The organism is Undibacterium sp. Ji83W, assembly GCF_049340385.1.
Taxonomy (GTDB): domain Bacteria; phylum Pseudomonadota; class Gammaproteobacteria; order Burkholderiales; family Burkholderiaceae_D; genus Undibacterium.
On the sequence record NZ_JBMPOZ010000017.1, the window covers coordinates 1 to 14,839 of the forward strand.

Sequence of the window (14,839 nt, forward strand, 5' to 3'; positions counted from 1 at the left end):
GCCATGGTAGAGCATGCCTTTGGCATCATCAAGCGCGTGTTTGGATTTGCGAAGGTGCGTTATCGCGGCTTACAAAAGAACGCGCATCGCTTGTTTGTCACCTGTGCGCTGGCGAACTTGTTTATGGCCCGCAGGCGCTTGATGCGCATGCAAGTGCCATAGTGTGCCGATTATGCGAGAAATCGCGCACGAACAAGGGAAATTCCGAGAAATCTGTCCCAATTCCCACTGAAAAACATGTTCTTGCGAGCACGTTTTATGAATGACCGACACTTGATTTTGAAGTCCAAGAAAATTAGAACTTAATCAGATGTTCCCTAAATGTTATTGATTGGCGACTTTTCAAGCGTTGCCGAATAGTTTTCTTTAAACTTGACGCCGAACGTTATTCGTAGTTTTTTTATTTGTAATTAACGAATGATATGTGTTTAGCTCATTTTAAGAATTAAAATGGATTTGCAATTTATTTTCGATTTCACCTAAACAAATTCCCAAATGTTTGGACTATTGCTGCAAGAAACGACGCTTGTATGAATGCTGGCGTTGTTGTGTGAATACTAATAGTCCAAACATAAAAGGAAGTTACATGGTAGCGATCGTCAGCGGCAACAGCACAGGCCTGAACTTAGCATCGTCGTCCAATCTGGGTCAACGCGGTAATTTAGGTTCGGCCAGCCAGGGCAAGACAGGTGAGCAGAGCAGCGTCAACATCGCCACCGGCAACCTCATCCTGCAAGACAAAGACGGCTTGCTCGCTGCCCGCGGCAATGATCTTGCTGTCGTCCGCACCTACAACAGCCAGGGCACGTTCAATGACGACAACGCAGATGGCTGGTGGATCAACGGCTACCGTCGCCTCGTCAACGTCACCGGAACCCTCAATCAGGCTGGCAGCAGCGTCCAGCGCGTCAGCGCAGACAGCTCCGTCCAGACCTACGACTTTGATGCCGCCAGCAACAGCTATATGGCCCGTGCCGGCTCCGGTAAATTCGACACCCTGAAGTACGATGCCGGTACCACCAGCTGGACCTGGACCGACCCGGCGAGTCAAAGCACAGAAAGCTACGCCACCCACGGCGACACCTGGAGGCTCACCTCATCGACTGACGCCAACGGCAACAGTGCCACCTATGCTTATACGGGCGACTACCTCAGTAGCATCACCAGCCCCAATGGCGACAAAGTTGAATTTACCTATGCCGGTGCCAACCTCGCCCAAGAAAAAATCACGCTCGCCAACGGCACCATCCAAAGCAACACCACCTACGGCTACGATGCCCAAAACCGTCTGGCCCAGGTCAAGCTTGACCTCACACCAGAAGACAACAGCATCACCGATGGCAAAGTCTATGTCACCAGCTACAGCTATGTTGGCAACAGCAACCTTATTAATAGCATCAGCCAGACCGACGGCACTCAACTAAGCTTTACCTATATCAAACAGGAAGGCGCAGACCGCATCGCCAGCATGACCGATGCACTTGGGCGCGTCACCACATTCAGCTACGATCTCGCAACCCGCACCACCGCCGTCACTGATCCATTAGGTAATAAAAATACCTATACCTACGACGACAAACAGCGCTTCACCCAAATTACCGGTCCCGCTGTCGATGGCGTCATCCAAAAGGTTCAGTACCAATATGATGCTGCTGGCAAACTCATCCAGACGACGGATGCCCTCGGTAACAGCACCATCAATACCTACGACAGCCACGGCAACCTGCTCAGCCAGACCGACAGCCTGGGTGAGCGTGTCGAGCGCACCTATGGTGATCAGCACCAGGTACTGACATCCACGGTCTACCGTACACCTGCGACTAATGGCCAGGCCGCCAGCCTGCCCGAAACCACCCGCACCATTTACGACACCCACCTGAACCCGCGTTTCGTCGTCAGCGCCCAAGGCAGCGTCACCGAATTCCGCTACAACAACCTGGGACAACGCATAGCCAGCATCGTCTACCCTGTAGCCAGCTACAACCTGACAGGCTTAAGCACCAGCCAAAGCCTGAGCCAGGCACAGCTGGAAACCTGGGTTACCACCCAGAACCCGGCACAAACCAGCCGCACCGACTACCAATACAATAGCCGTGGTCAACTCACCAGCATGACCAGCTATAACGCCGTTGATGCGAACGGCAATGGTATCGTCGATAGCAAGCAATCCACCAGCAACTATGGCTATGATGCCAGCGGCAATCTCCTGTTCAAAGTCGATGCCGACAATAACCAGACCAGCTATGCCTATGACGGTTTAGACCGTGTTCTGTCGACCACAGATGCCCTGGGGCACAGCACCATCAATCTCTATGATGATGCCAACCACACCATCACCCAGACCCAGGCCAATGGCCGCATAGACACTGCTGTGTATGACGCCGCAGGCCAGTTGATCTCCGTCATCGCAGGTGGACAGGCGCAAAGCAGCTACCGCTATGATGCCCTTGGCCGCCTCAGTGTCAGCACCGACGCGACTGGCGTCAAACAACTGTACATCTACGATGCCGCCGGTAATCTGCAAGGTATGGTCGATGGTGATGGTAAGGTCACCCAGTATGTCTACAATGCCCTGGGTCAGCGCATCCAGACCATCCAGCATAGCGTGGCGTTGAATACGGCACAGATCGCCAAACTGATCAGTAACACTGATACGGTAGTGGTGCCTGCAACGACGCCAACCCAGCCTTCGTCACCAACAACGCCAGCCACACCAGGCACACCAACATCGACTGCACCAACGACCCCAGCTATTCCAGCGGCACCTGCATCAGGCTCGCAACCAGTCAGTACGCCAGACTGGAATATCGCCACTGCCTACCTGATGGGTGACCAGATTACCTATAACGGTAAGGTGTACCAGGCACGCAGCAATGCGCAGGGTAGTGAACCGGGCAGCAATACTGTCTGGCTGGAAGTCATACCTGCCAGCAGCATTGCAGCCTGGTCAGCAAGCCAATATTACCTGGAAGGCCAGACCGTTAGCTTTGAAGGACAAGTGTATCTTGCCCGCTGGGATACTGCCTTAGGCAATGTACCGGGTGTCGACAAGCTCTGGACACAAGTACCTGCACCAGGCACGGTACGTCCGTGGATGGCAGGTGTTGAGTATGTCGTCAACCAGCTTGTTACCCACGACGGACAGCTTTGGAAAGCCAACTGGACCACCACACCTGGTTATGCGCCCGGTGTAGAGCATGCCTGGAGCCAGGTAGTACCTGCAGGCACCAATCCACCCTGGTCTGCTGGCCCTGAATATGTTGAAGGCCAGATCGTCATCCATGATGGACAACGCTGGACACCGCGTTGGCCTACTCACGGCGACATACCCGGCGACTCCCAAGTCTGGGCCCAGGCGCCTGAGGCTGGCACGTATGCCCCATGGGGAGCCGGTGTCACCTATCTCGGTGGCGAGACCATCAGCTACAACGGCCACCTGTGGCTGGCCCAATGGTTCAATAAAGGTGAAACACCCGGAGCAGAAGGTTCCTACGTCTGGGCAGAACAAGGTGTCGCTCCTGCTACGCCGCCAGTCACACCACCAGCACCAGCACGCGTCTTCTACGACCTGCTGCCCATGCTGACCAGTTCCACCAATGACCTCATCAGTCGCAACTTCTATGATGCCGCTGGTCACCTCAGTAAAACCGTCAGCGCTGCTGGTGCAGTCACCGAATACCAGTACGATGGCGCAGGCAATCTGCTGACGACAGTACAAAGAGCCACGCTCGTCAACACAGCAGCATTGACTGTCGTCACCCGTGCCCAGGATGTTGTTGTGACAGCCCATGCCGATGACAGAAACCTGACTTATTTCTATGACCTTAACAACCAGGTCACAGGTGCGGTTGATGCAGAAGGCTATGTCAGCCAATATCGTTACGACAGTGCTGGCCGTCGCGTTGAAGTCATCCGCTACTCCACTAAAGTCAACGCACCTGTTACAAGCGGCAGCAACTTCGCCAACCTCATTCCGTCTGCCAATGCCGCCGACCAGCACAGCTATGCCATTTACGACAACAAAGGTCAACTGGTAGGCAATGTCGATGCTGAAGGCTACCTGACCGAAATACGTTACGACGCCAATGGCAATGCTCTCAGCAGCACACGCTACATCAACAAAGCTAAAACCACGGTCATTGCGACATCCACTCTGGCCAGTTTGCGTCCTGCGGTCCATGCAGAAGACCAGACCAACAGCCAGATCTATGATGCCCTGAACCGTGTCATCACCAGCACCAATGCCGAAGGTACGCAAAAGCAATATCAGTACGATGTCGCCGGCAACCTCGTTAAAGTTATTGATGCTGTCGGGACAGGTGACATCCGCATCAACAACCACCGCTACGACCAGTTAGGTCGCGTCATCGCCACCCTGTCTGGTCTCGGCAGTGCCCAATTGACCGGTAACCAGAGTCAGCAACAAGTTGACGCCATCTGGGCGCAATATGGCACCAGCTATGGCTACGATACGGCTGGCCGCCGCAGCAGTGCGACCGACCCGAACGGCAATAAAACCCTGTTCTACTATGACCAGAGCGGCAACCTGACGCACACCATCAACGCCCTTGGTGAAGTGCAGGAACGCAAATACAATCAACTCAATCAACTGGTCAGCACGGTCCAGTATGGCAGCCGTCTGTCCAGTCTGGCAGGCATGAATGGTGGTCTGGTCGACAGCAATCTGCGCACAGCGCTTGCAGGCATTGCCAATAGTGCCCTCGATAGCCAGGCAACCGTCAGTTATAACGCTGCCGGCCAGATTGCCAGCGTGACCGACCAACTCGGCGCTGTCACCAGCTTTAGCTATGATGCCTTTGGTGAACGCCTGGCAACTACCGTCAACATCGACAGCAACCATGCCCTGACCCAACTGACGCGTTATGATCACCGCGGCCTGCAAACCGGTTCTACCACAGACCCATTGGGTGCATCAGTCGTCGCCAGCGTTGAGTACGATGCCTTTGGTCGTATCACCCGCACAGTTGACGGCAATGGCAATGAACGCCTGGTCAGCTATGACCGTCTTGGCCGTGCCGTTGGTGGTAGCGACGCCAGCCACGTACAACGAGCTATCAGTTATGACGCCATAGGCCGCATCCTGAGCCAGACCGATGGCAACGGTAATGCCGTGACCTACACCTACGACACTGCCCACCGTGGCGTCACCATTACCACGGCGGAAGGCGTCAAGGTCAGCAGCATCCATAACCGTCAGGGCCAGACCAGCAGTGTCACCGATGGCAATGGCCATGTCACCAGCTACCAGTACGACACTAACGGTGCCCTGCTGAGTTCCGCCAGCGAATTGAACAGCGTTGGCAATGTCTACGACCATGCCAACCGCCTCATCGAAACCACTGACGCCAATGGCAACAAGGTCAGCTACCACTATGATGCGGCCAACCGTCTGCTGTCCCGCACCGTCGACGCCAACGGCCTGTCACTAACCACCAGCTACCAGTACGATGCCAAAGGCCAGCAGATCAGCATGACGGATGCCAATGGCATCGTCACCCTGACTAACTACGACCTCAAAGGCCAGGTCACCAGCCAGGTGGTTGACCCGACCGGTCTTAATGCCATCACCTACTACAGCTATGACCAGCGTGGTCAGGTACTGACCGTCACCAGTCCCGCAGGCAATGTTATTAAATATGACTACGATGCCCTGGGCCGCCGTATCGCTGAGCACGTTGACCCAACAGGCCAAAACATTACCCGCCGTTATCAATACGACGACAACGGCAATGTCGTCAATGCACGCGACGCCAATGGCAACCTGACCCGCTACGTGTATGACAGCAACAACCGCCTGGTCTACACCATCAATGCCAATGGCGCAGTCCAAAAAAACAGCTACGACAAGGAAGGCCGTGTCACCAGCGTCATCAACTATGCCACCGCGATTTCCCTGGCAGGCTTAAGCGAAGCAGCAACAATCGCCGACATCGTGACCAGAGTACAGGCAGACAGCCTACGTGATGTCCAGCAAAGCCGCGTGTATGACAAAGATGGTCATGTCCGTTTCAGTATCGATGGTACTGGCAGCGTCACCCGCTATACCTACGATGCCAGTGGCAATGTCACAGAACGTATTAGCTACGCCAAAGAAATCTCGCTGGCAAGCTGGGTTCCCGGCACCACGCCAAATGTAGTGGCCGACGCTGCCCATGACCAACGTGTGCAAACCGTCTACGATGCACTGAACCGTCCTATTTACGTCGTCAGCGGCACTGGTACCGTCACCAAAACCACCTATGACGCCAATGGCAACATCGTCGATGTTGTCAGCTATGCCAAATCACTGCCTGCCAATACCCCGATGACTGCCAGCGCGCTGGCAACAGCCACGGCGGCTTTGGCAGATGCAACTCATGACGCCCATGTCCACCGCAGTTATGATGCTGCCAACCGCCTCACCTGGAGTGTCGACGCCAATGGTGCAGTCACCCATCTGGTCTACGACAAAAACGGTAACCTGACCAAGCAGATCAGTTACGCCAAGACCATCGCTGCAAATGCTGCGGCAGAAACAGTGCAAGCCAGTGATGCCGACCGCGTCACCCTGATGAGCTACGACGATGCCAACCGCCTGTCTTACCAGGTCAATGCCGATGGCAGCGTCAGTCATTACATTTACGACGCCAATGGTCAACTGGCGCAACGTATTGCCTATGCCAATACCATTGCCGCACCCAATGCCAATACCCAACTGAGCGGCAGTCAGATCGCCAACCTGGTACAGGCTGACAGCACGCAAGACCGCAATGTGCGCTATACCCGTGACAGTGCAGGCAGACTGCTGTTCACCATCGACAGCCAGGGTGCCGTAGCAGAAAACCTCTATGACGCCAATGGCAACCTGGTCGGCACGATCAGCTACGCCCACACCATAGCCACGGCCAATCTGCCTGCCGTGGTGCAGTCAGCAACGTTACGCAGTCTGCTGCAGTCCGATCCGGTTAATGACCATGTCCAGCGCCAGGTTTATGATGCCAGTGGCCGTGTGTTGTTCAGTATCGATGCCCTGGGTTACATCAAGGGCTATAGCTATGACGCCCTCGGTCGTGTGGTCAAATCTACCGAATATGCCAAAGCCTTACCGGCCGCTACATTTGCCAGCCCAAATCCTTTGAGTGAATACGGTGCCATGCCCGCAACGGACGTGGCAGACCAGATACAGACCTACCAGTACAATGCCGATGGCCGTTTGATTGCCCATACTGATGCCTTGAATAATACAGAACGTTTCAGTTATGACGGCCTGGGTAACCGCATCAGCTATAGCAATAAAATTGGTGCCACCTGGACCTATGATTACGATTCCGCCGGCCGCTTGTTGAGCGAAAGCTCGCCTGTCGTCAACATGGCCAGCGTCACCCTGGATGCAGGCGGCAAATTACAGATAGGCACGACTGTCAGTGCCGCCCTCGTCAGCCGCATGACTTATGATGCACTCGGTAACCTGACCAGCCGCACTGAAGCAACAGGCCGTCCAGAGCAACGCGTCACCCGCTTTGAATATGATGCACTGGGCCGCCAGACCAAGACCATTTACCAGACCACCAATGTCTATGATGGTGCTGGTGACACCCTGGCTGTGAACGGTGCCAACAGTCTGGCATTCGCATCAGAAAAGGCAGTCACCCTCGAAGCCTCAGTCACTTACGACAGCTTTGGCAATGTCACCGCCAGCCGCGATGTAGCGGGCAATTACAGCTACCGCACCTATGACAAACTGGGCCGCGTCAGCTATGACATTGATGCGCTTGGCAATGTCACCGGCTATAGCCGTAACAGCTTTGGTGAAACAACAGCGGTGACTCGTTATGGCAGTGCTATCAACACAGTCACTATCACTGGAACGATTGGAAAAGCACCAGTGGACGGTCAGGTGACCACTACCCTGGCGGGACTTAATCACAACCAAGATAGAACAACTATCAATCGCTATGACCAACTGGGTCGTCCTATAGAAATTACTGAACCCGCCACCTGGGTTAGCAATGGCTTGGAAGGTAGTAGTGTACTAGCCTCCAAAGTTACTCGATACAGCTATGATGTATTTGGCAATCTGGTTCAATCAGCTGAATTGACTGACCGGCAAAGCAATAGTTGGGCAGTGAGCCGTTATTACTATGACAAACACGACCAAAGAACTGCAAGCATCAATGCCCTAGGTTATGTCACCACCAAATCATATGACGCCGTTGGTAATATCGTACGTAGTACCGAATATAGCGGTACAGGAAGTGTGGACAACGATGGCAAGCTGCTCTTGCCTGTTCCCAATCAGGATGATCGAACCACTTTGTATAGCTATGATAAGGCCAATCGTCAGATTAGCCAGACTCATGTTAATGTGGGTTTCAGTGATGGCACTAATGATGTCAGCACTGGTCAGCGTAGTCGTGGAGATGTCACCACCAGTGTCGAATATGATGCCTTGGGCAATGTCGTCAGCAGCACCGATGCTCTGGGCAATAGCAGCTACCGTTATTACGACGCTTTGAGTCGCCTCACTGCGGTAACCGAACCCGTGAGTAGCGCCGAAGCAGGTCAGACTCTGACGCCGCTTACAGAATATCGGCGTGATGCCTATGGCAATGTGATCGTTCGGCTCGAATACGCTAATGGTGCTGCTTATGCTGATAAACAAATCTATCACAGTGCAGGCAGCAACAGCGAAGACCGCATCAGCCTGGCTCGTTACGACAGTCGTGACAACGTCATACAAAATGCCGATGCCAATGGCGTCAACCATTTTGCATCCTACGATGCGCTAAGACACTTGCGTAAAGAATGGCAGGGTGTCAGCGACAGTGAAAGTGTCAAGCACACCTTATTTACGGTCTACGAGTATGATGCCCTGGGTCGCCGTACCGCCACTATCACGCCAGGTAGCAATGTACTGCTCAGCGCCAACGGCAGCCAGCTCAACACGGTCAACCAGAACCAAGTAACAGTCGTCCGCAATGAGGTGACCTACAATGCCTTTGATGAAGTCATTCTTCAGCGCAGCAATGGTCAAGCTGTAGCCAGCTTCGAATATGACAATGCCGGTCACCTCTGGCGCACCAACAGCGGCGGCGTTACCCGCGTCATGCAATACGATGTACAAGGCCGCCAGACTGTCACTTTAAGCAGTGCTGGCACCAGTACCGCCAGCCTCAATCTCGGCAATGGCGATCCGCTGGCCACCATCAGCACCGCTCATGAAGCCGACAGTGTCGCTGGCCTGCGCCGCAGCACCAGCCAGTACGATGCCCTGGGCCGTGCCACTACCCTGAGGTTGCCAACCCGCGATGGTCAAACGCCTGTTATCCGCCAAAGCTACGACCGCTGGGGTAACCTCACCAGCCGCAGTGACCTCAACGGCTACAACGGTGTCACGAGCTTCCAGTACGATGCCAACAACCAGCTGATCCGCCAGATCAGCCCGGATGCAGCGGGCCAGCAAAGCGTCAACAGCGCCGTTACTGAAATCTATTACGACCGCCTGGGCCGCCAGATCGCCAACCGCGATGCCAATGGCAACGTCAATCGCATGGCCTATGATGCCAGCGGCCAGTTGATCAAGGAAACCCATGCCGATGGAGGTACTGTCACCTATTATTACAACGCCTTCGGCAACCAGACAGCTACAACCGATGCAAACGGCAACAGTACGCATTATCAAGTAGATCACCTCGGTCGTTTGACTGCTACGATTAGCGATATCGTAGGCGTGTACGGTACCGGCACGGGTAATGTAACCGGCACCCAGCAAAGCCTCATCAGCCTCATCAGCTACGACGAAGCAGGACGTGTCACTGCCCAGACCAATGCCAATGGGGAAACCACCAAATATGGTTACGACCTGCGTGGCAACCTCATCCTCACGACCAAGCCACTTGGTCAGTATGACCAGTATGCCTACGACACCCAGGGCAACCAGATCGCCCGCCGTGATGCCATCGGCAACGTCAGCACCTGGCAATACAATGCACAAGGTCAGCTGCAAAGCCACAAAGACATCGGCGGTGCCACCTATACCTACCGCTATGACAGCGCAGGTCAACTGGTACAACAAACCAATACCCGTGGCCAGAACCTCAACTACCACTACAACGAGGCAGGACAAGTCACCCAGATCCGCGACCTGGCGACCGATAAGACTACCCTGTACAGCTACAACCTGGCAGGCAAACACACCCGCGAGCAAACCATCCAGGCCGACATCAGCCTGCAAAACACCCGTCTGAGTTACAACGCCCAGGGACAGGTCTCACTCATCGAAGCACTCGATGATGGCTATATCAGTGTGCTTGAATATGACAAGGCTGGTAACCTTGTGCATGAGCTCAATGTCCAACAAGCACAAACTACAGGTACCACCACGCGCCAGGTCAGCATAAGTGGTAGTTCCCATACCGTCAGTCATGAAAGAATACAAAGCAATGCCGTCGTCCACAACAGCAGCTATGCTTATGACAGTATGCAAAGGCAGACCCTGATGGAAGGTACCAGCAATACTGCAGATCAGAGCAGTCTGACAGCTAGCCAGGGTCATTTGCAGACCTACGACAAGAATGGCAATGTCGCCAGTGACACTACCTGGGGTAAAGAGTTGGTTGCACAGATTCCGCTGGGCACGAACGGCCAGCCGGATGCCAGCCGTACTACTTACATCGTGCGTGAAGGCATGATTACCCGTTACTTCACGTATGACGTGGCGAACCGTGTCAGCAAAGTGTCAGTGGCCAGTTATGACCAGCAGGGGAATCGTCTGGCGCAAGCGTTTGCAACGGTGGTGGATGAACGTATGTATGACGGTGCGGGCAGGCTGTTGCAGGAAGGGATCAATAGCAATCTCACTGCTGGGTATCTGCAGGCATTGCAAAATACGCAGTTGGCACCTTTTGCAGAAACTGCGACCAGAAATACCCATTATTACGACACGAATGGCCTTCTCAGGAAAGAAGTGACATACAACGTCCAAGGGCAAAGTACTCAGATAACAAATTACCATACCTATGATGCGGTAGGACACCTGCGCGGCTACAGCAGTAGCGACCTCGTTGGCAATAGCGTCAATGTCAGTATGGAACAAATCCTGAGCGAAGGTTATCTGCAAGGCAAAGTACAGTCCTCATTTAACAATAGTGACTGGTCTAATCTCAATGCCGTTAAAAAGCAGCAATATTTTTATGACGTCAACGGTAGGTTAATCAAAGTTGAGTCAATAGCTAGTAATAAATATGGCCAAATCGATAGCGCTAAATACCAAATAACGGATGCACGCGGCAATATCCTGCAGAGCGCTCAGATGGGTATAGCATTTAATAATTTGATAGTGAATGACCAGGCGTTCCATAGCTTTGTTGGAATCACTAAAAATAGCTTTTCGGCAAATAGCGGGTCGGGAGCAGGCAAGGTGGATGTGTGGGTTGAACCGACACCGGCGGCGGCACAAGCATCAGCGCCATCACAGTCAGCTTTGTTTTCAGCGCGAGGCATGTTTAGCATGATGGCGATGGAGGATGTCAGTGACGAGAGTGAGGTTACTGAGGTCAGTGATAGCGGCGAAACTACAGAAATTGCTGAATTCAGTGAGATGAGTCTGCCTGTGGAAGAGGATGGCGAAGGTGACAGTGAAAACTTCAGTGCTGCGCCTATGATCATGCGGGCTAGCGTCCAAGGTATGGCGAGCGCAGAGAGCACTAGCAGTGAAGAGTCTGGTATGCCGCCACCATTGGCACCGTCGGTCACATCGCAGGTGATGCAGACCTTGCTTGATGAGTTGAACCTGAGAGGCAACCTGATAGCGGAAGCAGAATCCCATTTGCAGCAAATTTATTTAAATGAACCTCCTGATGTTGTTAGCACTCTGGGCCCTGCATGGCAAACTTATATTAGTAGCCTGAGGGCGCAATGGAATAGCATCCAGGCGCAGATTGTGCAGCTTCAGAATGGCACACCGACGACGCCAGGGGGCGGTGGGACCACAACGCCAACTGACCCGGGTGGCACCACAACACCTGGTGGTGGAGGGGGCACACCGACGACGCCAACGGATCCGACGAATCCAACGAATCCAACGAACCCGACCACACCAACAACGCCGACATTACCGCAACCACCGGCTTTGCCTGTACCAGCGACGTCGAATGACTTGAGCACGCTGCAGACAGAGTTGAATATGCGTGCGTATATGCTGGCACAGGCAACCATGCAGTTGCAAGCGCTGACGGCATCCAATCCGACTGCGGCCTCAACCCTGCTGGCATGGGCAACTTATATCAATGGCTTGCAAGCGCAGATCACTAGCATTAATACGCAAATTACCACTCTCCAAAATGCTACAACGCCAACAACGCCAACAACGCCAGCCGATGCACTCACCGCTGCAACGGCTGGGAGTGCGACGCTTCAAACGAGTATTGCACATACCAATGATGTCAATGGTGTAGTCAATGTTGCCATCTCTGGTTATACGCAAAACATTGGACTGGAGACCGGAGCATCAACTAAAGCGGAGTTACTCAAAGCGGGAGCGAATACACAAAATCTCGTGTCTATCGTTGTTAATCACAATAGCGATGGATCTTATACAACGGCCTATGGGGAAAAACCTACTGGCTATAGCATTAATTTGGCTGATCTTGTCAAAAATGGCTGGGATGGAAAAAATTGGGACGTGGTCACTGAATCTTTAAAGACTCAAGGATGGGACGGTAGAAGTCAATATTTCTTTCAGTTACTTGATGGAAGTTATCAAATGGGTGAAGCAATCACAGGAGATGGAAGTAGTGCAGACTGGATGACCGATGACTTTGCTATCGTCAATCAATTGATGGCTAGAGATGGTTGGAATTTTGGTGGGCATCAATCCATCGAAAATCTGAAAGAAGTGAAACCAGTGTTAGTGGGTACTGAGGTAGTGTTTTCATTTGATCCAGATATTCAGGCATCGAGTAACCGCGCGGTTTTGAATGCAGCGAATGTTGTGGCAGATTCCGAGTATTACACTGCAAATAACGTTGCAAATATAAGTAATGGCAACACCCAATTTAATTGGGGTGTGACGGCCGCTGAGCAAGGCTATGGAGACCTAACGAAGGGTTCTCAACTTTGGACTGCTAATCCAGATAATTTTAATATTGGCGGAGCAGCAACTAGTACAAATCAATCCTCGGCAGTTGATAATCGTTCGCTACTGAATGTTGATAAATTAACATATGGAACAGGAGATTTTAACAATGTTGTCTATATAAATAGCGATGGAGTTCGTATGGTCGAAACTGGGGCCACGACTAACTTTGTTGGAAATTTCAATGATACAACTTTTGAAGTTAAAGCGAGCGATCTAGGTGCGTACACACCTGCTGGCGATCAAAAAATGACCTACTCATTTGATGAGAATGGAAAGCCGGCTTGGAATTTGAATGGAGTCATTATACCGATACCGGAAGGCGCTAAAATACCAACTCTCTCGCAGTTGCAAACCGAGCAACAAATAGAAACCATTGCGAATATAACGAATGAAAATACGCGTTTGTTAAATTTACATCCTGATCCCATTGCCAAGAACATGGCTAATACGGATTTTTCAACCCTATCGACGCTTGATCAATTGATGTTGGCTAATACGTTTGCTTACCTACCACAGGGAACAAAAATCTCAGCTGACGATGTAAATAATATCTTAATCAAACTTTCTATAACTGCTCGAAATCCAAATTTAACTGATCAGGAAAGATCGTGGATAAGAACAACAAGCTTCTCTGTTTTTTCAAGAGGAAAAACTGACGATCTCGAAGGTGTGGTGTTTACCAAAGAAGTCTCGGAATTCATGGTGTTTGCCGCGGCAGATACTGGGGGGACGTCGATTAACGTAGGATTTCATGTTCCAGGAACCAAACCCAGTAATACGTTAACGACAACTGAAAGTGAATTTGTTCCGGCAAATACCTCCTATGCACCTAAGAATGCTGGGCAGAATAAAACCATAACTACAACCAGTGGAGAAAACGTCGCGTCGACCTTGCCAGGAGGAAACCAAACTGCCCATGGTAATGAAGTATTTAATACTGGAAACGGAAGTGGTTCAGATAAGGTAATTACATCAAGCCAAGGAAACGTCAATACTGCAACTCATAGTGGCGAATATTCGGGGACATCAAATCAAGGAAGAGTCACCTCGACTAACTATCAAGGCAACGAAGTAGAAAACACGACATTCTCGGGGACTTATTCCGGGGTACAAAAATCGACATCAACGGATACTACGGATGGCACGCCAATTAGAGTTACCTATTCAAGAGACCAACTGAATATTAGCAATGATAATGTGTATGACGGTGGTTTTTTTAATGAAGTAACTTTAGAGATAGGTGGGAAAAAATACTATCTTGGATTCGTCACTGCGAATAGTGAAAAAGAAACAATAACGTTTGCTTTAGATAATAGATCAAAAGATGACAACCTTAAGTTCTCTGGAGAAGGATTTGGGTTGACTGACGAAGTGCTCACTAATGCTGTGAACCAATATAAGCAATTATATGGAAAAGAACCTGAGAATTTGCCAGCTAACCTTTACGATTCAAACAAGGAAGCTTTTTGGGCATCGTATGATGCAGCAAGAGCAGCTAATCCCGAAGGAGGACCTGAAGCTTGGTCTCAAGCTGCAATTAAAGATACTCCATTTGCGAAAGCACGAGAAAAATTGGGTTATTCAACTTTCGAAGTTGATCAAACCGTTGTCTTCGGCACTGTGACGACGGCAGACGGGAAAACTTATTACAATGTGCCCGAACAAGTAAATGTTAATGCGTACAAAAAGTAAAACCAAGGA

General features: G+C 51.8%; 2 protein-coding genes. Both read left to right on the forward strand.

Features of this window, described 5'->3' with window-relative positions:
* The coding region (locus ACO0LD_RS22925; protein ID WP_423010579.1) for a transposase at positions 1–162 on the forward strand (162 nt) is incomplete at its 5' end.
* Between the two features lie 424 nt (positions 163–586).
* Complete coding sequence (locus tag ACO0LD_RS22930; RefSeq protein WP_423010493.1) at positions 587–14,830, forward strand: hypothetical protein; 14,244 nt, start codon at positions 587–589, stop codon at positions 14,828–14,830.
* The last annotated feature ends 9 nt before the right edge of the window (positions 14,831–14,839 follow it).

Bases quoted from the DNA above. Each gene is read 5' to 3' on its own strand.
- ACO0LD_RS22930 (WP_423010493.1), top strand. From the start codon at position 587: ATGGTAGCGATCGTCAGCGGCAACAGCACAGGCCTGAACTTAGCATCG.